The sequence below is a fragment of the Streptomyces sp. AM 2-1-1 genome (assembly GCF_029167645.1).
Taxonomy (GTDB): Bacteria; Actinomycetota; Actinomycetes; order Streptomycetales; family Streptomycetaceae; genus Streptomyces.
Map to the genome: position 1 here is coordinate 3,199,808 of NZ_CP119147.1, position 26,081 is coordinate 3,225,888.

Here is a 26,081-nt window from a genome sequence, read left to right on the forward strand (position 1 = left end):
CGATGACCGTACAGACCATGCCGCCGGACGGGGCCGCGACCCGGTTCGTCCCCCGGCACCGCGTATCCGGCGAGAACAGTGCGCGGATCGGGCGGGCACCGTCCGATCCGGGCACCGCCCAGGACCGGCCGGGCCCCGCCACCCGGGAGGCCGCGATATGAGCGGGCGTCGTGTGGTCGTCACCGGGCTGGAGGTCCTCGCTCCGGGGGGCGTGGGCCGCGACAACTTCTGGGCCCTGCTGAGCGAGGGGCGTACGGCGACCCGGGGCATCACCTTCTTCGACCCCAGCCAGTTCCGCTCACGCGTGGCCGCCGAGATCGACTTCGATCCCTACGAGCACGGCCTGACCCCGCACGAGGTGCGGCGCACGGACCGGGCCGCCCAATTCGCGCTGGTCGCGGCACGGGGCGCCGTCGCCGACAGCGGCCTCGACACCGACGCTCTGGATCCCTACCGGATCGGCGTCACCATCGGCAGCGCCGTGGGCTCGACGATGAGTCTCGACGAGGACTACCGGGCCGTCAGCGACGGCGGCCGGCTCGACCTCGTGGACCACACCTACGCCGACCCCTTCTTCTACAACTACTTCGTGCCGAGCTCCTTCGCCGCGGAGGTCGCCCGTGCCGTGGGCGCGCAGGGACCGACCAGCGTCGTGTCGGCGGGGTGCACGTCCGGTCTCGACTCGGTCGGGTACGCCGTCGAACTGATCCGGGAGGGCACCGCGGACGTCATGATCGCCGGCGCCACGGACGCGCCGATCTCGCCGATCACCATGGCGTGCTTCGACGCGATCAAGGCGACCACGCCCCGCAACGACGAGCCGGAGCACGCCTCCCGGCCGTTCGACGGGACCCGCAACGGGTTCGTGCTCGGCGAGGGCGCGGCCGTCTTCGTCCTGGAGGAGCTGGAGAGCGCCCGGCGCCGGGGAGCGCACATCTACGCCGAGATCGCGGGATACGCGACGCGGTCCAACGCGTACCACATGACGGGGCTGCGGCCCGACGGCGCCGAGATGTCCGAGGCGATCACGGTCGCGCTCGACGAGGCGCGCATGAACCCCACCGCGATCGACTACATCAACGCGCACGGTTCCGGGACCAAGCAGAACGACCGGCACGAGACGGCGGCGTTCAAGCGCAGCCTCGGTGACCACGCCTACCGCACTCCGGTGAGCTCCATCAAGTCGATGGTGGGGCACTCGCTGGGCGCGATCGGCTCGATCGAGATCGCGGCCTCGATCCTCGCGATGAAGCACGACGTCGTCCCGCCGACGGCCAACCTGCACACCCCCGACCCCCAGTGCGACCTCGACTACGTTCCGCGGATCGCACGCGACCAGATCGTCGACGCCGTTCTCACCGTCGGCAGCGGCTTCGGTGGGTTCCAGAGCGCGATGGTGCTCGCCCAGCCCGGAAGGAGTGCGTCATGACGGCCTCTGTGGTGGTGACCGGACTGGGCATCGCCGCCCCCAACGGCCTCGGTGCGAAGGACTACTGGGGTGCGGCCCGGGTCGGGAAGAACGGCATCGGTCCGCTCACCCGCTTCGACGCCTCGTCCTACCCCGCCAAGCTCGCCGGTGAGATCGACGGCTTCGTGGCCGAGGACCACCTGCCCGGCCGCCTGATGCCGCAGACCGACCGGGTCACCCGGCTCTCCCTGGTCGCCGCCGACTGGGCGCTCGCCGACGCCGGAGTGAACCCCGCCGAGCTGCCGGCCTTCGACATGGGGGTGATCACCGCCAGTTCGGCGGGGGGCTTCGAGTTCAGCCAGGCCGAGCTCAAGAGCCTGTGGAGCAAGGGCGGGGCGTACGTGAGCGCGTACCAGTCGTTCGCCTGGTTCTACGCGGTCAACACCGGCCAGATCTCCATCCGCAACGGGATGAAGGGGCCCAGCGGCGTCGTCGTCACCGACCAGGCGGGCGGCCTCGACGCCGTCGCCCAGGCCCGGCGGCAGATCCGCAAGGGCACCTCGCTCGTGGTGGCGGGCGCCGTGGACGCGCTGCTGTCCTCCTGGGGCTGGGTGGGGCTCCACACCAGTGGCCGGCTGAGCACCGAGCAGGACCCGGGCCGCGCCTACCTCCCCTTCGACGACCGCGCGGCCGGCCACGTCCCCGGCGAGGGAGGCGCCCTGCTGATCCTGGAATCCGCCGAGGCCGCCCGCGCACGCGGCGCCGAGGTGTACGGCGAGATCGCGGGGTACGCCGCCACCTTCGACGGACGCGAGCCCGGTCTGCGCAAGGCCGTGGAGCTGGCCCTCGCCGACGCGGGCCTGGTCCCCTCGGACGTGGACGTGGTGTTCGCGGACGCGGCGGGCGAGCCCGAGCCCGACCGGATCGAGGCGGAGGCGCTCGTCGGGGTGTTCGGCGAGCGGGGCGTCCCGGTCACCGCGCCCAAGACGGCCACCGGCCGCCTCTACGCCGGAGCGGCCGCACTCGACCTGGCGACCGCCTTCCTCTCGATGCGGGAGGGCCTGATCCCTCCGACCGTCCACACGGAGCCCGCCGAGCGCTACGGGCTCGACCTGGTCGTCTCGCAGCCGCGCAGCGCCGACCTGCGCACCGCGCTCGTCCTGGCCCGCGGCCACGGCGGCTTCAACTCGGCGATGGTCGTCCGTTCCTGACGTTGCATCACCGCGTTGCCGGTCCCGCCTTCCGCGGTTCCAGCTCCTGCGGACCCTCATTGCGCGGTCCCGCCACAGCGGCGGTCCCGCCCCCCGGCGATCCCACTTCCAAGGGGTCCCCCTCCCGACGAAAGGCAGAACCCTCATGTCCCAGTCCCGCTTCACCCTCGACGACCTCAAGCGGATCCTCTGCGAGGGCTCCGGGGCGCCCGAGGAGGGCGTGCTCGACGGCGACATCCTCGACACCGAGTTCGCCGACATCGGCTACGACTCCCTCGCCCTGCTGGAGACCGCCAGCCGCATCGAGCGCGAATACGGCATCGAGCTGGACGAGGACCTCATCGGTGACGCCACCACGCCCCGCGCCTTCCTCGACGCCGTGACGGGCCACTTCGCCGTCGCGGCCGCCTGACCGCACCCACCCACCGAACAACCCGAGACGGGATGAGGACATGACACAGCAGAAGCAGCGCGTCGCCCTGGTGACCGGCGCCACCAGCGGAATCGGTCTCGCCGTGGCCCGGCTGCTGGCCACCCAGGGCCACCAGGTGTTCATCGGCTCACGGACCGAGGACAAGGTGCTGACCACGGTCAAGCAGCTGCGGGAGGAGGGGTTCGACGTGCACGGCACGGTCCTCGACGTGCGCTCGGCGGACTCCGTACGCGCCTGCGTCCGGGACGCCGTCGACCAGTTCGGCCGGGTCGACATCCTGGTCAACAACGCGGGCATCAGCGGCGGCGGCGTGACCGCCGACATCGCCGACGAGCTGTGGAACGACGTCATCGACACCAACCTCAACAGCGTGTTCCGGCTGAGCCGGGAAGTCCTCGCCGCGGGCGGACTGCGCGAGCGGAGCTGGGGGCGCATCATCAACATCGCCTCCACCGCCGGCAAGCAGGGCGTGGTGCTCGGGGCGCCGTACTCGGCCTCCAAGCACGGCGTCGTCGGCTTCACCAAGGCGCTGGGCAACGAGCTGGCGCCCACGGGCATCACCGTCAACGCCGTCTGCCCCGGCTACGTCGAGACGCCCATGGCCGAGCGCGTACGGCAGAACTACTCCGCGCTCTCCGGCGCGTCGCAGGAAGCGATCCTGGAGAAGTTCCAGGCCAAGATCCCGCTGGGCCGCTACTCGACCCCCGAGGAGGTGGCCGGCCTCGTCGGCTACCTGGCCTCGGACACCGCGGCCTCCATCACCTCACAGGCCCTGAACGTCTGCGGCGGCCTCGGCAACTTCTGACGGCGCCCCGCACCACCCTTTCCCTCCCTTCTCTTCACTTCCCTCCTTCCCTTCGCGATGCACGAGGAGTCCCATGCCGTCCCGAACACGCACGTCCGAGCACGAGATCACGATCGCGGCGCCCGCCGAGGACGTCTACCGGCTGCTCGCGCGGGCGGAGAGCTGGCCCCAGCTGTTCCCCCCGAACATCTACGTCGACCACGTGGAGCGCGGCGAGCGCGAGGAGCGCATCCGCATCTGGGCGACGGCGGGCGACACCGTCAAGAACTGGACCTCCCGTCGCACCCTGGACCCGGAAGGGCTGCGCATCACCTTCCGGCAGGAGGTCAGCGCGCCCCCGGTGTCCGCGATGGCGGGAAGCTGGCAGATGGACGCTCTCCCCTCCGGCGAGACCCTGGTGCGCCTGGGCCACGACTTCCAGGCCGTCGACGACGAGGGCCTGACCTGGCTCGCGGACGTCGTGGACCGCAACTCCCGCTCCGAACTGGACTCCCTGAAGGCGCTCGCCGAGTCGCTCGGTCCGGCCACCGACGAGCTGACCTGCTCGTTCGAGGACACCGTCCAGATCGACGGGTCCGCGCGGGACGTGTACGACTTCGTCTACCGGGCGGATCTGTGGACCGAGCGGCTGCCCCACGTCGCCACGGTGCGGCTCGACGAGCCCGCGCCGGGCCTGCAGACCCTGGAGATGGACACGCTGTCCCACGACGGCAGCACCCACACCACGAAGTCGCACCGTGTGGGGCTGGCTCCGCACAGGATCGCCTACAAGCAGACGACTCTGCCCGCGCTGATCAACCTGCACACCGGGTACTGGACCTTCACCCCCAACGAGGACGGCGTCGCCGCCTCCTCGCAGCACACCTTCACCGTCAACACGGCCAACATCGCGAAGGTGCTCGGAGCGGACGCGACGGTACGGGACGCCATCGCGTACGTACGCAACGCGCTGAGCACCAACAGCAGGGCGACCCTGAGCATCGCGAAGGCGCACGCGGAAGGGCTCGTGGGGGCGAGCCGGACATGACCGCGGCCCCCGTCGCCCCGCCCCCGAGACGGCCGGCCGGCCCGCGGCACATCACGCTGCACGCGGACGGCGTACCGCTCTCCGCCCGGCTGGCCGAACCCGCGGACGGCCTGCCGCGGGCCACGGTCGTCGCCCTGCACGGGGCGGGGATGAGCGCCGGGTACTTCGACGGTCCGGCGCACCCGGAGACCTCGCTCCTGACGGTCGCCGCGGAGCTCGGCTACACCGCCGTGGCCATCGACCGCCCGGGGTACGGAGCGTCGGCCGGACGACTCCCGCACGGACAGTCGGTCACGGCGCAGGCCGCGACCCTCGCGGCGGCCCTGCGCGACGTGGCCGACCGGTACGGGACCGGCGCGGGAATCTTCCTGATGGGGCACTCCTTCGGGAGCAAGCCGGCCCTGCAGATCGCGGCGGACGGCACGGTTCCCGGTCTCTTCGGCCTCGACCTGTCCGGCTGCGGCGCCGAGTACGTGGTCTCACCCACCGCGCCGGCCACCCGGGCCGGCAACTGGAAGCTCAACTGGGGCCCGCTGCGGCTGTATCCGCCGGGGACGTTCCGGTCCAGCATCGACGTCGTCTCCCCGGCACCCGTGCGCGAGATGGCGGACGCCGAACAGTGGCCGGCCGTCTTCGCCGCACTGGCCGGGCGGGTCCGGGTCCCGGTCCGGTTCACCTTCGCCGAGCACGAGGCGTGGTGGCGCCGCGACCAGCAGGCCCTCACCCTCCTGCGGAAGCAGCTGGTCTCCTCACCACGGGTCCTGATCGACCATCAGCCCGACGCGGGCCACAACATCAGCCTCGGCTGGGCGGCGCGCGCCTACCACCTGCGGGCACTCGGCTTCGCCGAGGAGTGCCTGCGTCAACGGCCGACGAGAACGGAGTGACGCCCATGACGAAGGACCCCGCCGGCGCCCGGCACCCCGAGGCTTTCCGTGGCGCGATGCCCGAGGCGTTCCGCTACGTGTTCCCCGTTGCTCTCCCCGAGGCGTACGCGACGGGCGAGCCCTCGGGAGAGGGCCCACGCGACGGCCGCCGACCGCTCGCCGGGCGGCGGACCGCCCAGGCCGGGGGCGCACCGGCGGCCGGTACGGTGCGCACTCCGCCCCCGCCTCCGTACCCCGGCGACCAGGCACACCCCCTGGTCGCGGCGTTGAGCATCTTCGCTCCCGGCATCACGGTCGCTCCGCGCCTCACCGTCGCTCCCGGCATCACCGGCGCTGCCGGAGCCACGGCGGCGGAGCCGGAGGACGCCTCGGAACGCCTGTCCCACCACGTGACGGCCCTGCGCTGGGCGCGACGTGGGGTGGCATGACCTGGGGTGGCACGATCGCGGCGGTCCGGGCGGCCCCGTCGCCGAGCAGCCTCTTCCTCGCCTGCGACCTCCGGGCACCAGGGGTAGAAGAGGCGGCCGGCGCGATCCTGGGCCGGCTCTCCGCGGCGGACCTGGAGCGGGTCGCGCGCCTGCGCGCCCCGGCTGACCGGACCCGTTCGGTGATGGCCAGGTGGCTCGCTCTCCACGCCGCTTCCCGGCTCCTGGAGAGACCGTGGACGAGTCTCCGGCTCGGGCGCCGCCCTCGGGGCGGCCTGTACGTGACCGCACAGCCGAGCCTGTCGCTGAGCGTCGCGCACAGCGGACGCTACGCCGTGGCGGCCGCAGCCCTCGGCGGACGGGTGGGGGTGGACGTGGAGCAGGTCGCCCGGGTGGCCGCGCTGCCGGACAGCGCCTTCCTCACCCCGGCCGAAAGCTCCGCCCTCGCCCTGACGGGGCCCTCCCCGGACGGCAGGGCAGCACTGTGGGCCCTGAAGGAGGCGGCGACGAAACTGACCGGCGAGGGCCTGCGTGCGGGCATGCGGCACGTCGGCTTCCAGTGGTCCGGCCCGCCCGGCACCCCCGGCTTCGCCCGCACCCCGTACACGCCCGGAGCGTTCACGACCTGCTCGCTTCCCGGCGGGTACGTCTCAGCGGTGGGGGTGACAGCGGGCACCCCGCCCACGGCGCCGGTGTTCCTCTCCGCCACTCCGCCGCCGAACACGGGAGCGGAGAGGACCACCTTCGGGAAGTACGACGCGGAGGACGCGGAGGCGTACATCCGGCTCAGCATCGAGTGAGTGGCCGCGCGACGCCGACCCCGTGCACCCGCGCGTCGTCATGTCCGGCCCGGCCTCACCCCGGGCATGAAAAAGCCCCAGGTCACGGCGAGTGAGTCCTGGGGCAATTCCGAGCCGCCTTCGGGATTCGAACCCGAGACCTACGCATTACGAGTGCGTTGCTCTGGCCAACTGAGCTAAGGCGGCACGCCCTGTCACACCATGGTGCGATCAGCAGCGGGGCCAAGTCTACACAGTTTCCGGGAGTGCTCCGCACCACCCGTCCCGCCGGGCCTCCGCGCAGGTCAGGGGCGGTGCGCGGTGACCCCGCACCGGGTCAGGAGCACGTCGTGCCGTTCTTCGGGACGGTGCCTTCCAGGAGGTAGCGGTTGATCGCGGTGTCGATGCAGTCGCTGCCCCGGCCGTACGCGGTGTGACCGTCACCGTCGTAGGTGAGCAGGGCGCCGGAGGTGAGCTGGTCGGCGAGGGAGACCGCCCACTTGTACGGGGTGGCCGGGTCGCGGGTGGTGCCGACGACGAGGATCGGGTCGGCGCCCTCCGCCCGGGTCGGGTGCGGGGTACCGGTGGGGGCGACCGGCCAGTACGCGCAGTTCAGGGCCGCCCACGCGAAGTTCCGGCCGAAGACCGGGGAGGCCTTCTCGAAGCTGGGGACGGCCTTCTCCACGGCGGATGTGCCGTCGAAGGCCGCGGGCAGGTCCAGGCAGTTCACTGCGTAGTTGGCGTACATGAGGTTCGCGTACGAGCCGTCGGGCGAGCGCTCGTAGTAGCTGTCGGAGAGGGCGAGGAGGCCGGAGCCGTCGCCGTGCTGCGCGCCCGCGATCGCCTCGCGGAGCTGGGGCCAGGCGGCTTCGTCGTACATGGCGGCGATCACGCCCGTGGTGCCGAGTGACTCGCCCAGCTTCCGGTCCTCGCCGGTCGGGACCGGTTCGGCGTCCAGCTTCTTGAAGAGCCGCTTCAGCTCAGCCGCCGCGTCGGCCGTGGACGTGGTGCCCAGCGGGCACTCCGACTGCTTCACGCAGTCCGCCGCGAAGGACTCGAAGGCACCCTCGAAGCCGGCCGTCTGGTCGCGGTTGACGTCGACGGCGGCCAGCGACGGGTCCAGCGCCCCGTCGAGGACCAGGCGGCCGACCCGGTCCGGGAAAAGGTCGGCGTAGGTCGCGCCGAGGTACGTCCCGTACGAGGCGCCCACGTAGTGCAGTTTCTCGTCGCCCAGGAGCTCGCGCAGGAGGTCCATGTCACGGGCCGAGTCGACGGTGGAGACGAACGGGAGGATCTCGCCGGATCGCTTCTCGCACCCCTTCGCGAACTTCTCGAAGGCCGCGCCGAGCCTGTCGATCTCGGCCTCGTCGTCGGGCGTCTGGTCGACCTGGGTGAACGCGTCCATCTCCTTGCCGGTCAGGCACGCGACGGGTTCGCTGCGGGCCACTCCCCGCGGGTCGACGGCCACCATGTCGTACCGGGCACGGACCTGCGCGGGGTAGCCGAGAGCCGCGTACCCCTGGAGGTAGTCGACGGCCGAACCGCCGGGGCCGCCCGGGTTCACCAGGAGCGAGCCGATGCGCTTCCCCGGTCCGGTGGCCTTCTTCCGGGAGACGGCGAGTTCGATGTCGCCGTCACCGGGCTTGGCATAATCCTTCGGCGCCTTCATCGTGGCGCACTGGAAGCCCTCGGCACCGCACTCCCCCCACTTCAGCTTCTGCGTCGTGTACGGGGCGAGGTCCTTCGCGGCCACCGTCGCGGAGGAACCGACGGCGGAGGCGCGCGGCGTCGAACCGCCGCTCGTGCAGCCGGAGACGAGCAGGCCGGCAGTGCCGAGCGCGATGGCGAAGGTCTGGAGCAGGCGCCTGGAGTCCATCCCCGGAGCGTAGTCGCCCGGTGACGAGTCGTCCGATTTCCTCCCCGTTCGGGTGAAGAGGCGATACGGGGCGCTCCGCCCGCCCGGCTGCGCGGCGACCGGCCCCGCGGACCCGCCGGTCCCGCCGCCCGCACGACCCGCGAACCTGAGAGACCCCGCGACCCTCACCCCGCGCGCAGGGCCATCGTCATCGCCTCCACCGCCAGCAGCGGCGCCACGTTCCGGTCGAGGGCACGGCGGCAGGCGATCACCGCCTCGATCCGGCGCAGGGTCTGTGCGGGCGCGGAGGACGCGGCGATCCGGTCGAGCGCGTCCCGTACGTCGGTGTTGGCCAGCGCGATCCGCGATCCCAGCTGGAGGGCCAGCACGTCGCGGTAGAAACCGGTGAGCTCGGTGAGGGCGAGATCGAGGCTGTCGCGCTGCGTACGCGTCTTGCGGCGCTTCTGCTTGTCCTCGAGGTCCTTCATCACGCCCGCCGTTCCGCGCGGCATCCGGCCGCCCGCGACCGCGCCGAGCGCCGCCTTCATCTCCTCGGTCTCCTTGACGTCGACCTCTTCGGCGACCTCCTTGGCGTCCTCGGCGGCCGTGTCGATCAGCTCCTGCGCCGCTTTGAGGCAGCCGCCCACGTCCGCGACGCGCAGCGGCACCTTGAGCACGGCCGCCCGGCGGGCCCGCGCCCGCTCGTCCGTGGCCAGCCGGCGGGCGCGGCCGATGTGTCCCTGGGTGGCACGGGCCGCGGAGTGGGCGCGCTCCGGATCGATGCCGTCGCGCCGGATGAGGACGTCGGCCACCGCCTCCACGGGGGGCGTGCTCAGCGTGAGATGGCGGCAGCGGGAGCGGATCGTGGGCAGCACGTCCTCCAGCGAGGGCGCGCAGAGCAGCCACACCGTGCGCGGGGCGGGTTCCTCCACCGCCTTGAGCAGGACGTTCCCCGCTCCCTCGGTCAGCCGGTCGGCGTCCTCCATGACGATGACCTGCCAACGGCCCACCGCCGGCGAGAGCTGGGCACGGCGCACCAGGTCGCGCGTCTCCTTCACACCGATGGAGAGCAGGTCCGTGCGGATCACCTGGACGTCGGCGTGGGTACCGATGAGGCTGGTGTGGCAGCCGTCGCAGAATCCGCAGCCCGGCTCACCGCCGAGGGCACGGTCGGGGCTGGTGCACTGGAGGGCTGCGGCGAAGGCCCGGGCAGCGGTGGACCGGCCGGAACCCGGCGGTCCGGTGAAGAGCCAGGCGTGGGTCATCTTCGAGCCCGGAGGCACGGGCGTGCCCTGGGAGACCGCCGTGACCAGGGTGTCGGCGTCCCGGGCGGCAGCCGCGAGCTGCTCCTGCACCCGCTCCTGACCGACCAGGTCGTCCCATACGGACATGGTCACCGCCCTTCCGGTGGTGTCGTGCGGCCCTGCGGCGACGGAGACCGGGGCGACGTGCGCTTCCATTGTGGGGGACCCCACCGACAATCCCGACGCCGTGCGACTCCACGGCTGATCGGCGGCCGGTGGTACCGGCCTCTACGGGGCCGCCCCCCGGACGGCCTCGCGCCGCCGCCCCCGTACCGGAGGCGGTGCTCCGGTACGGGGGCGGCGGGTGCGGGACGGCTCGTCCGAAGGACGGCGTCGTACGCGGACCGTCTGACTGCGAGCGACGGGTACGGCGGACTCAGCGGCGCGGGCGCCGCCGGCCCCTGCCGGGCCTGTCCGGCTCGTCGTCGGCGCTGCCGAGGAGTTCGTCGGCGAGCGTCGGCAGATCGTCCAGCGGGGTCTCCTCGGCCCAGTCCGGACGGGGCCGGCGCGACCGGGCAGTCTTCTCGAAGGCGGCCCGGTCGGCCGCGGGGTCACCGCTGATCTGCGGCAGCTCGCGGGTCCGCTCGGTCTCGCTCTCGGTGGCGGCGGGCTCCGCCGGCCGCTCGTCCCGGAAGATGTCCCGGGGCACGCGGTCGGTCGGCGCCTCCGGGCGGTACGCCGGAAGGACGGTGGTCTCGTCCGAAGCGCCGTCGCGGTGGGCGGGGAGCACCGTCGTCTCGTCACCGTCCGACGGACCGCCGAAGCCGCCGGCACCGGTGTCGCCCGGAGTGTCCCCACCGGTCTCCGGCTTCTTCCGGTCCCGGTCCGTCGGCCGCACCTTCGGGACCTGCTGGGTGACCTCGTTCGGGTTCACGACCGGCGTGGGAACCGTCAGTTCGTTCTCCGACGCGCCGGCCGCGGAATCGGTGGACGCCCCGGGCTCCGAGCCCTCGGACCGGGAGCCCGCGGCCCCCGACTTCGTCCACGGGTCGCCGACCGGGCGCGAAGCCTCCCGCGCCCGCCGAGCCTCGGCCCGCTCGGCCTCCGCACGTTCGGCCTCCGCCCGCGCCGCTTCCGCCCGCGCCGCCTCGGCCCGCTCGGCTTCCACGCGCGCGGCTTGCGCCCGCGCCGCTTCCGCCCGCTCGGCCTCGGCCCGTGCCGCGGCTTCCGCCTTCGCCCGGGCCGCCGCCTCGGTCGCCGCACGCTCGGCGGCTTCCTCCTCGGCGAGGCGACGGGCGGCCTCGGCGCGCACCAGGGCCTCCTCGGCCTTGCGCTGCTTCTCCAGCCGGAGCTCCTCGGCCTCCTTGCGGAGCCGTGCCTCCTCGGCGGCCTGGACGCGCAGCCGTTCCTGCTCGGCCTCGCGCGCCTTCTCCTCGGCCTCGCGCCGGCGGCGATCCTCCTCCTCGCGGAGACGGAGCTCCTCGGCGCGCTGCCGGGCCTCCTCCGCCTTCCGCTCGGCCTCGGCCTGCCGCGCCTCCTCCAGCTCGCGCTGCTTGCGCTCCTCCTCCTCGGCGCGGAGCTTGGCGAGCTGCGCCTGGCGCTCACGCTCCAGGCGCTCCTCCTCCGCCTTGCGGGCGGCCTCGGCCTCCGCCTTGCGCCGGGCCTCCTCCTCGGCCGCCCTGCGCGCCTCCTCACGGGCCTTGATCTCGGCCTCCGAGAGCGGCAGGACCCGGTCGAGGCGGTGACGTACGACGGTGGTGATGGCCTCCGGCTCCTGGCCCGCGTCCACGACGAGGTACCGGACCGGGTCCGCGGCCGCGAGGGTCAGGAACCCGGACCGCACCCGGGCGTGGAACTCCGGCGGCTCGGACTCCAGCCGGTCCGGAGCCTCGGTGAACCGCTCCCGCGCGGTGGCGGGGTCCACGTCCAGCAGCACGGTCAGATGGGGTACGAGTCCGGAGGTCGCCCACCGCGAGATCCGGGCGATCTCGACCGGCGAGAGATCACGGCCGGCGCCCTGGTAGGCGACGGACGAGTCGATGTACCGGTCGGAGATGACGATCGCGCCCCGTGCCAGGGCAGGACGGACCACGGAGTCGACGTGCTCGGCGCGGTCGGCGGCGTACAGCAGGGCCTCGGCCCGGTTGGAGAGTCCGGCCGACGAGACGTCGAGAAGGATCGAGCGGAGCCGCTTGCCGACCGGGGTGGCGCCCGGTTCACGGGTCACGACGACCTCGTGGCCCTTGGCGCGGATCCACGAGGCGAGCGCCTCGACCTGGGTCGACTTCCCGGCGCCGTCGCCGCCCTCCAGGGCGATGAAGAAACCGGTCGCGGCGGGCGCGACGGCCGGGTCGCCGCCGCGCAGTGCCTCCCGCAGGTCGCGCCGGAGCGGGACTCCCGCGCGGTCGTCGGTCTTGGCGAGGACGAACGCGGCGACGGGCAGCAGCAGCGCGCCGACGAGCATCAGGGCGAAGGCCGCGCCGCCGTGGGCGAAGACGAAGTCGCCGGCCGCCAGACGGTGCCGGCCGAACGCGGCGGCCAGCAGCGGACCGCCGACGGCGCCGAGCGCGACGGCCACCCGGACGACCGCCTGGAGGTGCTCGGTGGTCTTGGCCCGCCGCGTCTCCTCGGTCTCCTGGTCGATCAGGGTGTGACCGGTGTGCGCGGCGATCCCGGCGGTCCATCCGGCGAACAGGGCGATCATCAGCCCGGTCGCGGTGTCGGGCACCAGGCCGAGCACCAGCAGTGCCACCCCGGTGAGGGCGAGCGCGAGGGCGAGCAGCCGGCGCCGTGACAGCGCGGGCAGCACCTTGGGGGCGGTACGGACGCCGAGGGCCGTGCCGCCGGTCAGTGCGAGGACCAGCAGCGCGTACGTGGCGGGGCCACCGCCCAGGTCGACCGCCTGGAGCACGGCGGCACCCGCGGCCGCGGCGACCGCTCCGGCGACGGCCGCGCAGGCGGCGACGATCAGCGGGAGGGACCCGGTGCGGCCCTTGCCGGCCCCGTCCGTCGCGGTGGTCCGCCGGCGCAGCCCTTCCAGCGGCGAACGCGGCCGCGGGGTGGGGAGGCCCGGCAGTTCGAGGAAGTACAGGGTCGAGATGGAGGCGGAGAAGAGCCCGGCCGCGACGTACGACCCGAGCGCCGCCTGGTGCAGCGAGAACCAGTCCAGGCCCGCGCCCAGCAGGTTGCCGATCAGGGTGGCGACCAGGAGGACCGCCGCGGCGGCGGGCACCGCGAGGAAGTCCGTGCGCAGGGAGAGCCGGCGCAGGGCGTCGAGGTGGTCGGGGAGCGGGCGCACGGCGGCGCCCTCGATCGGCGGGGCCGGCAGCAGCGCGGGAGCCGCGCTCTCCTTGGCCACCGCCCACAGGCGTTCCCCGGCTCCGGCCACGAAGACGGTGATCAGGATCATCAGGAGCGCGTTGTCCGGCGTCCAGTCGATCCAGAGCGGCGCGACGACCAGCAGCGCGAGCCGCAGCCCGTCGGCGCCGATCATCAGCCATCGCCGGTCCAGTACCCCGCCCGGCACCGTGAGCGTCGTCAACGGCCCCAGGAGTACGGCTCCGAAGAGCACGGTGGAAAAGATCCGGACACCGAAGACGGCGGCGACGGCGAAGGCCGCCCCGCGGTATCCGGTGCCGAATGAGCCCTCCACGACCGCCGCCTGCAGCGACAGCAACACCAGCACGAGGAAGGCGAGTGCGTCGCCGATCCCGCCGACGAGCTGGGCGCTCCACAACCGCTTCAGCGGCGGGATGCGCAGCAGAGCCCGTAGGGCGCGCTCGCGTGAGTCTGCGGCAAGTGTGTCGGAGGTGGGGCTCACGACCGTTGGCTGCTCGGCTCGCGTCATCCGTCCAGCCTATCGGCAGTGGTGCGGTCGCCGATGCCCCGGCCGAACATGTGACCGTGCGGCGCCCCGGGAAAACGCGGCCGGAAATCCGGCCAAAAACCACTCCTCCCTCTTCTCCGCCGTCCAGGAATCACCCCAAGGGGCACAAACCCGGACACGTGTCCGCCGCCCTCCCGCCATCGGCGGGGGAGCGGCGGACGGGCGTGTCGCGAAGGATCGCCGAGTGTCGCGAAGCGTCGTGCGGGCGGGCGGCACGACCGTGGCGAGCGGCTCAGTCCTCCGTGGGCGTCGCCGAGGAGGCGGCGGAGCTCGTCGCCTTCTTCGCCGCGGTCTTCTTCGCCGCCGTGGTCGTCTTCTTGGCGGTGGTCTTCTTCGCCGCGGCCGTCGTCTTCTTGGCCGGGGCCTTCTTCGCGGTGCTCGCCTTCTTGGCGGGCGCCTTCTTCGCCGCCGTCTTCTTCTTGACGGGCCCCTTGGCACGCTTCTCGGCGAGCAGCTCGTACCCGCGCTCGGGCGTGATCGCCTCGACGCTGTCGTCGGTGCGCAAGGTCGCGTTGGTCTCGCCGTCCGTGACGTACGGCCCGAAGCGGCCGTCCTTCACGACCACCGGCGCCCCGCTGACCGGGTCGGTGCCCAGCTCCTTCAGCGGCGGCTTGGCGGCGGCCCGACCGCGCTGCTTGGGCTGCGCGTAGATGGCGAGCGCCTCGTCGAGGGTGATGTCGAAGAGCTGGTCCTCGGAGGTCAGCGACCGGGAGTCCGTGCCCTTCTTGAGGTACGGGCCGTAACGGCCGTTCTGCGCGGTGATCTCGACGCCGTCGGCGTCCTGACCGACGACGCGCGGCAGCGACATCAGCTTGAGCGCGTCGGCCAGCGTCACCGTGTCGAGCGACATCGACTTGAACAGGGAGGCGGTCCGCGGCTTCACCGCGTTCTTGCCGGTCTTCGGCGTGCCCTCGGGCAGCACCTCGGTGACGTACGGGCCGTAGCGGCCGTCCTTGGCGATGATCTGGTTGCCGGACACGGGGTCGGCTCCCAGCTCGAAGTCACCGCTCGGCTTGGCGAGCAGCTCCTCCGCGAGCTCGACGGTGAGCTCGTCCGGCGCCAGGTCCTCGGGGACGTCGGCGCGCTGGTGGCCCTCGGAGTCCTTCTCGCCCCGCTCGATGTACGGCCCGTAGCGGCCGACACGGAGCTTGATGTCGTTGCCGACGGGGAACGAGGAGATCTCCCGGGCATCGATGGCACCGAGGTCGGTGACGAGTTCCTTCAGGCCGCCGAGGTGGTCGCCGTCGCCGTTGCCCGCGTCGGAGGCCCGCCCCGCACCGGCCGTGTCCTCGCCCGCGCCGAAGTAGAAGCGCTTCAGCCACGGCACGGACTGGGCCTCGCCCCGCGCGATGCGGTCGAGGTCGTCCTCCATCCGCGCGGTGAAGTCGTAGTCGACCAGCCGGCCGAAGTGCTTCTCCAACAGGTTGACGACGGCGAAGGAGAGGAAGGACGGGACGAGCGCCGTGCCCTTCTTGAAGACGTAACCGCGGTCGAGGATGGTCCCGATGATCGAGGCGTACGTCGACGGGCGGCCGATCTCGCGCTCTTCGAGCTCCTTGACCAGCGAGGCCTCGGTGTAACGGGCCGGAGGCTTGGTGGCGTGGCCGTCGGCGGTGATCTCCTCGGCGGAGAGCGCGTCGCCCTCGGCGACCTGCGGCAGCCGGCGCTCGCGGTCGTCCAGCTCGGCGTTCGGGTCGTCCGCGCCCTCGACGTACGCCTTCATGAAGCCGTGGAAGGTGATCGTCTTGCCGGAGGCGGAGAACTCGGAGTCCCGGCCGTCGCTCGCCCGGCCGCCGATCTTGACGGTGACGGAGTTGCCGACCGCGTCCTTCATCTGGGAGGCGACGGTCCGCTTCCAGATCAGCTCGTAGAGACGGAACTGGTCGCCGGTCAGGCCGGTCTCGGCCGGGGTGCGGAAACGGTCGCCGGAGGGGCGGATCGCCTCGTGCGCCTCCTGCGCGTTCTTGACCTTGCCGGCGTAGGTACGCGGCTTCTCCGGCAGGTAGTTCGCGCCGTACAACTGCGTGACCTGTGCCCGGGCGGCGGTGACGGCCGTCTCCGAGAGGGTCGTGGAGTCCGTACGCATGTAGGTGATGAAGCCGTTCTCGTACAGCTTCTGCGCGACCTGCATGGTCGCCTTCGCCCCGAAGCCCAGCTTGCGGCTCGCCTCCTGCTGGAGGGTGGTCGTGCGGAACGGGGCGTACGGCGAGCGCCGGTACGGCTTCGACTCGACCGAGCGGACCGCGAAGGTGGAGTCGGCGAGGGCGGCTGCCAGGGCGCGGGCATTCGTCTCGTCCAGGTGCATGACCTGGCCGGAGGCGGCCTTCAGCTGCCCGTCCGCGCCGAAGTCGCGGCCCTGGGCGACGCGGCGCCCGTCGACCGTGCTGAGGCGGGCGATCAGGGTGGACGGGTCCGAGGCGTCCCCGGTGCGACCGGTGGCGAAGGTGCCCGTCAGGTCCCAGTACGAGGCGGAGCGGAAGGCGATGCGCTCGCGCTCCCGCTCGACGACGAGCCGGGTGGCGACGGACTGGACACGCCCGGCCGACAGCCGGGGCATGACCTTCTTCCACAGGACCGGCGAGACCTCGTAGCCGTAGAGGCGGTCGAGGATGCGGCGGGTCTCCTGGGCGTCGACCATCCGCTGGTTGAGCTCGCGCGGGTTGGCGACGGCGGCCCGGATCGCGTCCTTGGTGATCTCGTGGAAGACCATCCGGTGGACCGGCACCTTGGGCTTCAGGACTTCCTGGAGGTGCCACGCGATGGCTTCGCCCTCGCGGTCCTCATCGGTGGCGAGGAAGAGTTCGTCGGACTCGGCCAGCAGCTGCTTGAGCTTCCTGACCTGCGCCTTCTTGTCGGCGTTGACGACGTAGATGGGCTGGAAGTCGTTGTCGACGTCGACCCCGAGCCGCCGGACCTCGCCGGTGTACTCGTCGGGGACCTCGGCGGCGCCGCTCGGGAGGTCACGGATGTGCCCGACGCTCGCCTCGACGACGTATCCGGGGCCGAGATAGCCCTTGATCGTCTTCGCCTTGGCGGGCGACTCGACGATGACGAGTCGGCGGCCGCCTTGTGCGGTCTCGCTGGTCGGGGACAACTTCGCTCTTCTCTCCGGTCGGCACTCGATGCGCATCCGCACGGCGGCGATGAGCCACTGGCGGTGCTGTCGCTGCGGAGTGTGACGGTACATCCCGCCCCCGTGTCAAACGGCAAAAGCCCGCAACGGCCACTCGAACGGTAACCCGACTTCCGGCATTCCTGCCGCCCGGACTGTCCGTTCCGCACCGCGTGCGGCCGCTGCCTGCGGATTTCGGGGTGCCGGCGAAGGGGCGTGGGAAGGCTCCCGAGGAGATGCGACGGGTACAGGGACGAGCGCCGCACGCGGCCGGTGGCGACGGGCGGGAGGTGCGGATCCGGTCGGACACGTCGATTCAGATGCCGGTGAGGACCCACACACCGAGGACGAGGAAAAGTACGCCGAAGACCGTCGACAGCACGGCGGCGGGGACGGGGCTCACTCCGTGGGCCACCGGCGCGCGGCGAACCGTGCGCGCCCCCGTCCAGAGGAGGAGCGCCACGCCGAACACCGCGAAAACCGATCCCGCGAGGACCGCCGGTCCGCTCTCCATGTCTCCGCACCCCTGTCCTGGCCCGCCGCCGGGCCGGGCCGCCCCGGCCCGTCCGGACCCTGCCGGTCCGGCTCGCCCGCCGGGACGCGCAGAGGGAGGCTGCCACCCCCGGGCGTCGACGACGCGAACCCTGGGTGAACGGCCGCCCCGCGCGTGCGGGAGAGGGCCGAGGGGCGTGAGGCGGTGGGCGGAGAAAGGGCCGGGGAGGAGGACGGGGAGAGGTTCCGGGAGGGGGCCGGGCGGGGGCCGGGAGGGGGGTTCCAGGGAGCAGGGCCGGGAGAGGGGACGGGGAGGAAGGGCCGGGAGGAAGCCGGGAGGGGGCGCCAGCGGCCGTATGCCTGGTTCGCGCCGGTCGCGTGCGGCTGAACGTACGGCCTGCCGACTCCGTACCCGAGCCCGCCCTGACGTCCTGACACCCCTGACGCCCTGACGCCCTGACGCCCTGACGCCCTGACGCCCTGACGCCCTGACGATTGTCTACTGACTCCTCGACGATGGTCTGCCGACCCCTGGGCCAAGAACGCAGGTCAGACGATGGGGCCCGTTCCGTCCGGTCCCGGCGCCACCGGCTCCAGGAAGCCCTCCTCGACCAGCAGCCGGATGGCCTGCGGGGTGCGGTCCCGCAGCAGCACCGGGTCCTCCCCCATCAACTGGGCGATGGCGTCCAGAATCCGGCCGGCCGGCAGCGAACCGTCGCAGACGCCCGCGAACCCCGCGCCGACCGAGTCGACCTTGGTGGCCCGGCGCATCCCGCGGTGCTGACGGAGCACCACGTGTTCCGGGTCCTCCGCGCCCGGCAGCCCGACCTGCTCCTGCACGACCTCCTCGGCGAGCGTGAAGTGGCCGGCGAGCAGCGAGGCGTCGTCCTGGGCCCGCAGGTAGTCCTGGCGGGCGAAGTGGGCGAGGACGGCCGGGCCGAGGGGCTGCTCGATCGAGTGCGGCCACTCCTCGACGACGACCGACGGCTTCCCGGCAGCGGCGGCGGCGGACTTGCGTACCGTGATCCAGCCAAACCCGACTGCCGTGGTCCCGCGCGCCTCGAAGGCGTCGAGCCATGACTCGTACCGTGCGGTGTACTCCGCCGGATCGGAGCGATGGTCGCCGCTGTCGCGCAGCCAGAGTTCGGCGTACTGCGTGATGTCCTGAACCTCACGCTGCACGATCCAGGCGTCACAGCCCTCCGGCACCCAGGAACGGAGCCGGTCCTGCCACTCCTCGCCCTCCACGTGCTGCCAGTTGGCGAGGAACTGGGCATAGCCGCCGTCGTTCAGCCGGTCGCCCGACTGCTGGACCAGGGTGCGGCAGAGGTCGTCGCCGCCCATGCCGCCGTCGCGATAGGTGAGGCGGGCGCCGGGCGAGATGACGAACGGCGGATTCGAGACAATCAGGTCGAACGTCTCGTCGGCCACCGGCTCGAAGAGGGAGCCCTCCCGCAGATCCGCCGGAGCCGCGCCGGAGAGCGCGAGGGTGAGCCGGGTGAAGTCCAGGGCACGCGGATTGAGGTCGGTGGCGGTGACGCGCGTCGCGTGCTGCGCCGCGTGGAGCGCCTGGATACCGGAGCCGGTGCCCAGGTCGAGGGCGGACGCGACCGGTGTCCGGACGGTGATCCCGGCGAGCGTGGTGGACGCGCCACCGACGCCGAGTACGACCCCCTCCTCGTGCGCGCCGATGCCCCCCGCGCCGCCGACGGCGCAGCCGAGATCGGAGACGATGAACCAGTCCTCGCCCCCGGGGCCGCCGTACGGGCGGACGTCGACGGTCGCCCGCACCTCGCCGTCCTCCTCGCGCACCCAGCCGTCCGCGACGCACTCGGCGAGGGGCAGGGCATTTTCGGCCCTCTTCACGGGAACGGCCCGCTGCAGGAGGAAGAGCCGCACCAGCGTGTCGAGCGCGGTGTCGCCCCGGGTGGCCCGTAGGGCGGGAACCGTCTCGGCCCGTGCGAGAGCCGCGTAAGCCGGCGCGCCGAGCAGCTCCAAGAGGCCGTCTGCGGTGAACGCGGCCGCGAGGAGCGCCTCACGGAGTGCGGGAACGTGCTCGGAGCGCGGCAGAACGGATGGCAAGGCGCTCGTCGGCGCGGTGGCACCCGTCGGCCCCTGAGCGCTCGCCGTTGCGGAGGCGCCGGCCGTCGCGGAAGGGCTCGTCGGTGCGGAGGGGCTCGTCGGTGCGGACGGGCGATTCGTACTCACGCCCCCATTGTGGCCGCTCCCGCCGACAACGGCAGCGGCCCGGCCCCCCACGAGGGAGGGCCGGGCCGACGCGCCGCTTCTCTCCGTGGCGCCGTCGCACCATGCCCGGAGACGAGCCCCCGGAGAAGTGCGGGCGCTACGACGCCTTCGCGGTGGCCTGGGCGCCCGACCCCGGGGAAGCCGAGGCGGAAGGGCTCTTGCAGCTGTCCTGCTTGGCCATCGCGCTCCCGAGTTCACCGGACTGCAGCTTGTTCAGCGCACTGGCGCCGTTGCTGCTCGTGTTCTTCAATTCGTCGGCGATGTCCTTCAGACCGTCGGCGAACTGCGCCTGGTCCTCGGTGTCGAGCGCGTCCACCTTGGTCTTGAGGTTCGCGTACGCCTTGGAAGCGTCGTTGAGCCCCTTCACCGCCTCCTGCTGCGTGGCCTCACCGTCGTCGACCGGGGGTGCGCCGGCCGAGTCGACGGCCGAGCCGAGCGCCTTGTACGCCTCCGAGATCTGCTGGAAGGCGGCCGAGTCGGTCTTCTGGACATCCGCCGGCTGACTGTTGTCCGCCGTCTGCTCCTGAATGGCGGCGTTCGCGGCCGCGATCTTCTGGAGTTGCGGCTGGACCTGGTCGCAGACCTTCTTGGCCCAGTCGTTCACCTTGTCGTCGCTGTCGCTGTCGTCACTGCAACCCGCAAGTGTCAGTACGAGCACCGCGCCGCCGGACAGTGCGGCCGCAAGCTTCTTGTTCACCGGATCGGTCCCTTCCCAGGCTCTCGGCCCCGGAACTTACACGCCAAGTGGGCTACATCCGGGCGCCCGCCAACCGGTTAAGCCTCTTTTCTAACCATTTGCACCAAGAGGATGGGGGGAGATTCAACTCACCTCCCCCCCGCGTCAATCAGGAGGACCACGGCGGAGCGCCCTTCCGAAAATCACCCGAACGGATGAAGGTCCCCCTTCGGGCGCCCGCAGACCCACCCAGCGCACAGGACGCCCCTTGAGATGACCCGTCAGGTCGCGGCGTCGGGTTCAGCGAGGCAGTCCTGAGTGTCCGTCACCTCGTCGGGCCGGGACGCTCCGCCGGCGCGGCGGCGCACTCGTGCTCGCGGGGCGCCGTGGTACCCGGGCCGGGCTGCGGACGTGGATACAGCTGCGGGTGTGGGTGTGGATACAGCTGCGGGTGCGGGCGCTCTCGAGGTGGTTGCTCGACGCGGCGTGTGGAGGGAGCGAGGGCACGGAGGACGAGGACGGGAGGACGAGGACTCCCACGCCGGACGTCACCGCGGCCGACCGCCATTCCGGATCCCCACGGTCACCGTCGGCTCGGCAGGCGCACACCGGCCGGGAGCACGGGCAGCAACGATCGGGGACGGGGACTTCAGTGCGCGTCCGCACTCGGCGACGGCGGGTAGGCGCAGACCGTGCTGTGTGGGGCCGCGGGGCGCCTCAGGACCGCCGTGAACGGCAGCTCTCACGTCTCGGGGGCACGACGGCGCACGCGTCGTCCATCAGACGCGGGAAGCCGACCCCAGGTCCCGGAAAGCCGAGCCGGGCCATCGGCTGAACCGACCGTTCGGCGTGCCCGGTCCGCCGAACCGGCCCTCTCGGTCGAGGGCGGCGCAGCTCGCCAGGTCAGGGGAAGGTGACCGCCGACGCGGTGGGCCACGTCATACGGATCACGCCGCCGTTCGCGCCGGACCGGACTTCCACGTCGTCGACCAGGCCCTTGATGACGGCGAGGCCCATCTCGTCCTCACCCTCACCGTCCGGCTCAGGCTCGGGCTCGTCGAGACCTACCGGTACCGCCGGCGAGTCCCTGCGCGCGCCGGGGACGGCGCCGCCGGCGTCGCTGCCCGGGCCCGGCACATCGTCGCCGACCTCGATGGAGAACGACTTCTCCTCATCCGTGAGCACCACGGCCACCGGGGTGACGATGCCATGTGCGTGATGCAGCCCCACCGCTCGGCTGCACGCCTCGCCCACAGCGAGTCTGACCTCGTCGAGCACCGCCTCGTCGACGCCCGCCCGGCGTGCCACAGCGGCCGCCACGAGGCGGGCCGTCCTGACATGTTCAGGCTGTGCACTGAAGCGGAGTTCAACGGTGGCCATGAGATCCCCCTCGAACGTTAGGGCGTGCGTATCAGAGGTGCGGACATGGCGTCCGTACCTCTGTTCTCCTCCCGGAGCCCACGGAGCGGACGACCGACCCCAGGGTCGGCCGTCGGCTCAATGCGGCCCGGCGCGGCTCTCTGCCGACCGGACCGTCCACGGTCCGCCGACCGGGGCCGGCGGACCGCTCCGACATCAGTCGGTGGCGGCGACAGCCTCGTCGACCGTGGTGTGAATGGGGAACACCTTGGTCAGGCCCGTGATCCGGAAGATCTTGAGAATGCGCTCCTGGTTGCAGACCAGGCGCAGTGAGCCCTCATGGGCCCGGACACGCTTCAGAAAGTGTTGGGTAACTGGTTGATTACTCGTGGTCGAGGTCGTCGGTGAGGCGTCGGGCCGCTTCGGTTTCGATGGGGCCGTGGGGTTCGATGGTTTCGCCGGCGAGGCGGGCGGCCATGAGCCGGATCATCGCAACCTTGATCATGGCTTCGGCGTGCGCCGTCTTGCGCTCGTAGTCGCGGGCCAACCGTCTGCACCGTCCCAGCCAGGAGAATGTTCGTTCCACCACCCACCTGCGGGGCAGCACCTGGAAGCCTTTCACGTCCGCGTTGCGTGGTACTGCGACGATCTCGACGTTCTCGTTGTCCGCCGCCCAGCGGATCAGTCCGGAATCGACGCGATTGACGTAGCCGCCGTCGACCCAGACCAGGCCGACCCGCGGAAACAGCTCCCGGATGCCGGTGAGGACCAGTTTCGCTCCGGCCCGGTCCTGGACCGAAGCGGAGTGCACCACGGCGCGCAGTACGAGCCCGCAGGTGTCCACCAGTAGATGGCGCTTGCGCCCGCGCACCCGTTTTCCCGCGTCGTAACCGATGCTCTCGCCACCCTGATGGGACTTCGCCGACTGCGAGTCCAGCACCGCGGCCGACGGCTCCGGATCACGACCCTCGGCCACCCGGATGCGGTCCCTCAACGCGTCATGGACCCGGTCCCAGGTCCCGTCGGCCGCCCATGACCTGAACCACCGGTAGGCGACGTCCCACGGGGCAAGATCATGCGGAACCAGCCGCCAGGCACACCCGGTGCCCAGCACGTACAGCACCGTGTCCAGGACCAGCCGACGCGAGAACTTCAGCGGACGGCCACCGCGCCGCAGGTCACGCACGGGCAGAAGCGGCTCGATCACCGCCCACTGAGCATCCGTCAACGACGTCTCGTAGCAAGGCTTACAGGAGCAGACGCACATGTAGATGATCTTCGCTGGCGCCCGACCCGCGAAGATCACCACCGTCGGCCACAGAACGCAAGCGATCAGTTACCCAACACTTTCTCAGGCCGCCCACCAGCACGCCGAGACCGGTGGAGTCGAGGAAGTCGACACCTTCCATGTCGACCACCAGGTGGTAACTGCCGTCATTCACCAACTCGACCAACTGCTCGCGCAGCTTGGGCGCGGTATACACATCAATCTCGCCACCGACCTCGACGACCGTACGGTCGCCACCAGGGCCGGACACATTGCGAGTCGACAGGGACAGGTCCACGGATCCTCCAGCACCTTGCTATCGAGCGGTCGCCCCTCGGTCTCCCCGACGGAGTCAGGGGACGGATCGCCAGCCGCGATGGCATTCAATCACTTACCTGCAGCCATGCACGACGCCTTGGGACCATTGTCCGTCACGCCAGTGACACACTCGGTGTCGATGGCCAAGAATCACCGCCCCAGCGGACCCGCCGAGAGCGGAGACTCCCGCCCCTCTCCCGACATGATCCTCGACCGGCTCGCCGCAGGGGCGGGCCGGGCCGCGCGCATCACTCATACGGAGCACTTGCCCCCGCGACCGGGAACCCATGCCATCTGGCCGAATCGCATCCGGCCGGAAGTGATCGCGGCGATCGGGCGTGCCGGAATCGACCATCCGTGGGTCCACCAGGCAGCCGCTGCGGAGTGCGCTCTCGACGGCGAATCCGTGGTGATCGCCACCGGTACGGCCTCCGGGAAGTCGCTCGCCTACCTCGCACCGGTCCTCAGCACGTTGCTCGACGGTTCCGAGGCCCCGAACGGACGTGCGGCGACCGCGCTCTACCTCTCCCCCACCAAGGCGCTCGCCGCCGACCAGCGCCGGTCGGTGAAGGCTCTCGCCGCCCCGCTCGGCAACGCGATCCGGCCCGCCGTCTACGACGGTGACACGCCGGTGGAAGAACGCGAATGGGTGCGTCAGTACGCCAATTACGTCCTCACCAATCCCGACATGCTGCACCGGGGAATCCTGCCGTCCCATCCCCGCTGGGCCTCCTTCCTCCGTGCCCTGCGCTTCGTCGTCGTCGACGAGTGCCACACCTACCGGGGCGTCTTCGGCTCGCACGTCGCCCAGGTGCTGCGCCGCCTGCGGCGGCTGTGCGCCCGGTACGGCTCCGACCCGGTCTTCCTGCTCGCCTCCGCGACCGCGGCCGAGCCGTCGGTCGCGGCCGGCCGGCTCACCGGAGTGCCGGTCCGGGAGATCGCCGACGACGCCTCGCCCCGCGGTGAACTCGTCTTCGCCCTGTGGGAGCCGCCGCTCACCGAGATGCACGGTGAGAAAGGCGCGCCCGTACGGCGTACGGCCACCGCCGAGACCGCCGATCTGCTCACCGACCTGACCCTCCAGGGGGTCCGCTCGGTGGCCTTCGTGCGCTCCCGGCGCGGCGCTGAACTCATCTCCGTCATCGCCAAGGAGCGGCTCGCCGAGGTCGACCGCTCGCTGCCGCGACGGGTCGCCGCCTATCGGGGCGGCTACCTGCCGGAGGAACGCCGAGCCCTGGAAAGCGCTCTGCACTCGGGCGAGCTGCTGGGTCTGGCCGCCACCACCGCACTCGAGCTGGGGATCGACGTCTCCGGTCTGGACGCCGTCGTCATCGCCGGCTACCCGGGCACCCGCGCGTCCCTCTGGCAGCAGGCCGGGCGGGCCGGCCGCGCGGGACAGGGCGCCCTGGCCGTACTGGTGGCGCGGGACGATCCGCTGGACACCTTCCTCGTGCACCACCCCGAAGCCCTGTTCCAGCAGCCCGTGGAGTCGACCGTCCTGGACCCGGACAACCCCTACGTGCTCGCCCCCCACCTGTGCGCGGCCGCCGCCGAACTACCGCTGACCGCCGCCGACATCGCACTTTTCGGGCCCACCGTGCCCGAGCTGCTTCCCCAGCTGGAAGCCGCGAAGCTGCTGCGCAGACGGGCGGCCGGCTGGCACTGGACCCGCCGTGAACGCGCGGCCGACCTCACCGACATCCGGGGTGGCGGAGGCCGGCCGGTGCAGATCGTCGAGGAGGGCACCGGCAGGCTGCTGGGCACCGTCGACGAGGCCGCTTCCCACACCTCGGTGCACGAGGGCGCCGTCCACCTCCATCAAGGGCGTACCTACCTGGTCCGGAAGCTGGACCTGGAGGACTCCGTCGCGCTCGTGGAGGAGGCGAGTCCGCCGTACTCGACGAACGCCCGCGACACCACCGCCATCACCGTCCTGGAGACCGACACGACGATCCCGTGGGGGGAGGGCAGGCTCTGTTACGGCTCCGTCGAAGTCACCAACCAGGTGGTCTCCTTCCTGCGACGCAAGCTGATCACCGGAGAGGTACTGGGCGAGACGAAGCTCGAACTGCCGCCCCGGACGCTGCGGACCCGGGCCGTCTGGTGGACCGTCACCGAGGACCAACTCGACGCCGCGCGGATCAATCCGGAGATCCTCGGGGGTGCGCTCCATGCCGCCGAACACGCCTCGATCGGCATGCTTCCCCTCTTCGCCACCTGCGACCGCTGGGACATCGGCGGGGTGTCCGTACCGCTGCACCCGGACACCCTGCTGCCCACCGTCTTCGTGTACGACGGCCACCCCGGCGGCGCCGGATTCGCCGAGCGGGCCTTCCACACCGCCCGAGCCTGGCTCTCGGCGACGCGTGAAGCCATTGCCTCCTGCGAGTGCGAGGCGGGCTGTCCGTCCTGCATCCAGTCCCCCAAGTGCGGCAACGGCAACGAGCCCCTGCACAAGCGTGGCGCGCTGAGGCTTCTGACGGAGCTCCTCAAGGCTGCCCCTGCGGATCCGCCGACCCCGGGAAGTCGGGAGCCCCGGTCGGGACCGGAAGACCGGGAGGACCCGGCAGGCCCGGAGGACCGGGCGGACCAGGCGGACCCGCGCGGGACCTGACCTCCGGCGCGTACGGACCGAAGGCAGCCCGGGCCG

19 protein-coding genes, 1 tRNA gene and 2 pseudogenes are annotated in these 26,081 nt (G+C 72.1%); 10 read left to right on the forward strand and 12 right to left on the reverse strand.

Features of this window, described 5'->3' with window-relative positions; translation table 11 throughout:
- Positions 1–2: 2 nt before the first annotated feature.
- The 9 genes from PZB77_RS13650 (at position 3) to PZB77_RS13690 (ending at position 6,996) form a co-directional block, all read left to right on the forward strand.
- A complete protein-coding gene (locus tag PZB77_RS13650) occupies positions 3–161 on the forward strand; it encodes a hypothetical protein (RefSeq protein WP_275492872.1) in 159 nt (52 codons plus the stop codon).
- Complete coding sequence (locus PZB77_RS13655; protein ID WP_275492873.1) at positions 158–1,429, forward strand: beta-ketoacyl-[acyl-carrier-protein] synthase family protein; 1,272 nt, start codon at positions 158–160, stop codon at positions 1,427–1,429. The genes PZB77_RS13650 and PZB77_RS13655 overlap by 4 nt, the downstream gene beginning before the upstream one ends.
- Positions 1,426–2,619 (forward strand): ketosynthase chain-length factor, encoded by a 1,194-nt coding sequence (locus tag PZB77_RS13660; RefSeq protein ID WP_275492874.1) that lies wholly within the window; start codon positions 1,426–1,428, stop codon positions 2,617–2,619. The genes PZB77_RS13655 and PZB77_RS13660 overlap by 4 nt, the downstream gene beginning before the upstream one ends.
- A 145-nt stretch (positions 2,620–2,764) precedes the next feature.
- Positions 2,765–3,031: an acyl carrier protein gene (locus PZB77_RS13665; RefSeq protein ID WP_275492875.1), complete on the forward strand. Its 267-nt coding sequence runs from the start codon at positions 2,765–2,767 to the stop codon at positions 3,029–3,031.
- Between the two features lie 40 nt (positions 3,032–3,071).
- The gene (gene fabG, locus PZB77_RS13670) at positions 3,072–3,857 is read left to right on the forward strand and encodes a 3-oxoacyl-ACP reductase FabG (RefSeq protein WP_275492876.1); all 786 of its coding nucleotides are present in this window, start codon (positions 3,072–3,074) and stop codon (positions 3,855–3,857) included.
- Positions 3,858–3,930: 73 nt separating this feature from the next.
- Complete coding sequence (locus PZB77_RS13675) at positions 3,931–4,884, forward strand: aromatase/cyclase (RefSeq protein WP_275492877.1); 954 nt, start codon at positions 3,931–3,933, stop codon at positions 4,882–4,884.
- Positions 4,881–5,771: an alpha/beta fold hydrolase gene (locus PZB77_RS13680; protein WP_275492879.1), complete on the forward strand. Its 891-nt coding sequence runs from the start codon at positions 4,881–4,883 to the stop codon at positions 5,769–5,771. Before PZB77_RS13675 ends, PZB77_RS13680 begins: the two co-directional genes overlap by 4 nt.
- A gap of 5 nt (positions 5,772–5,776) precedes the next feature.
- The gene (locus PZB77_RS13685; RefSeq protein WP_275492880.1) at positions 5,777–6,199 is read left to right on the forward strand and encodes a hypothetical protein; all 423 of its coding nucleotides are present in this window, start codon (positions 5,777–5,779) and stop codon (positions 6,197–6,199) included.
- Complete coding sequence (locus tag PZB77_RS13690) at positions 6,196–6,996, forward strand: 4'-phosphopantetheinyl transferase superfamily protein (protein WP_275492881.1); 801 nt, start codon at positions 6,196–6,198, stop codon at positions 6,994–6,996. Before PZB77_RS13685 ends, PZB77_RS13690 begins: the two co-directional genes overlap by 4 nt.
- 112 nt (positions 6,997–7,108) lie before the next feature.
- Here PZB77_RS13690 and PZB77_RS13695 read toward each other — a convergent pair.
- The 12 genes and pseudogenes from PZB77_RS13695 to PZB77_RS13750 form a co-directional block, all read right to left on the reverse strand.
- Positions 7,109–7,182: transfer RNA gene (locus PZB77_RS13695), tRNA-Thr, on the reverse strand.
- 130 nt (positions 7,183–7,312) lie between these two features.
- A complete protein-coding gene (locus PZB77_RS13700) occupies positions 7,313–8,851 on the reverse strand; it encodes an alpha/beta hydrolase (RefSeq protein WP_275492882.1) in 1,539 nt (512 codons plus the stop codon).
- Positions 8,852–9,015: 164 nt separating this feature from the next.
- Entirely contained in the window at positions 9,016–10,221 is a 1,206-nt protein-coding gene (locus PZB77_RS13705; protein WP_275492883.1) for a DNA polymerase III subunit delta', read from the reverse strand.
- Positions 10,222–10,510: 289 nt separating this feature from the next.
- Positions 10,511–13,921, reverse strand: coding sequence for a dTMP kinase (tmk, locus tag PZB77_RS13710; protein ID WP_275492884.1), 3,411 nt, complete (start codon positions 13,919–13,921; stop codon positions 10,511–10,513).
- 271 nt (positions 13,922–14,192) lie between these two features.
- The gene (gene topA, locus PZB77_RS13715) at positions 14,193–17,054 is read right to left on the reverse strand and encodes a type I DNA topoisomerase (protein WP_275496053.1); all 2,862 of its coding nucleotides are present in this window, start codon (positions 17,052–17,054) and stop codon (positions 14,193–14,195) included.
- Positions 17,055–17,388: 334 nt separating this feature from the next.
- Positions 17,389–17,586 (reverse strand): hypothetical protein, encoded by a 198-nt coding sequence (locus PZB77_RS13720; RefSeq protein WP_275492885.1) that lies wholly within the window; start codon positions 17,584–17,586, stop codon positions 17,389–17,391.
- Between the two features lie 527 nt (positions 17,587–18,113).
- A complete protein-coding gene (locus PZB77_RS13725; protein ID WP_275492886.1) occupies positions 18,114–19,646 on the reverse strand; it encodes a class I SAM-dependent methyltransferase in 1,533 nt (510 codons plus the stop codon).
- A gap of 262 nt (positions 19,647–19,908) precedes the next feature.
- The gene (locus PZB77_RS13730; protein WP_275492887.1) at positions 19,909–20,508 is read right to left on the reverse strand and encodes a small secreted protein; all 600 of its coding nucleotides are present in this window, start codon (positions 20,506–20,508) and stop codon (positions 19,909–19,911) included.
- A gap of 882 nt (positions 20,509–21,390) precedes the next feature.
- Positions 21,391–21,867, reverse strand: a complete 477-nt coding sequence (locus PZB77_RS13735; protein WP_275492888.1) for an ATP-binding protein — start codon at positions 21,865–21,867, stop codon at positions 21,391–21,393.
- Positions 21,868–22,062: 195 nt separating this feature from the next.
- A pseudogene (locus PZB77_RS13740) lies at positions 22,063–22,206 on the reverse strand (STAS domain-containing protein); the annotation flags it as partial.
- 22 nt (positions 22,207–22,228) lie between these two features.
- Positions 22,229–23,113: an IS5 family transposase gene (locus PZB77_RS13745; RefSeq protein WP_275492889.1), complete on the reverse strand. Its 885-nt coding sequence runs from the start codon at positions 23,111–23,113 to the stop codon at positions 22,229–22,231.
- An 82-nt stretch (positions 23,114–23,195) separates the two neighbouring features.
- Positions 23,196–23,411, reverse strand: a pseudogene (locus PZB77_RS13750) (STAS domain-containing protein); the annotation flags it as partial.
- 78 nt (positions 23,412–23,489) lie between these two features.
- Between PZB77_RS13750 and PZB77_RS13755 the strand changes: the two are divergent.
- Positions 23,490–26,045, forward strand: coding sequence for a DEAD/DEAH box helicase (locus PZB77_RS13755; protein WP_275492890.1), 2,556 nt, complete (start codon positions 23,490–23,492; stop codon positions 26,043–26,045).
- Positions 26,046–26,081: the final 36 nt, after the last annotated feature.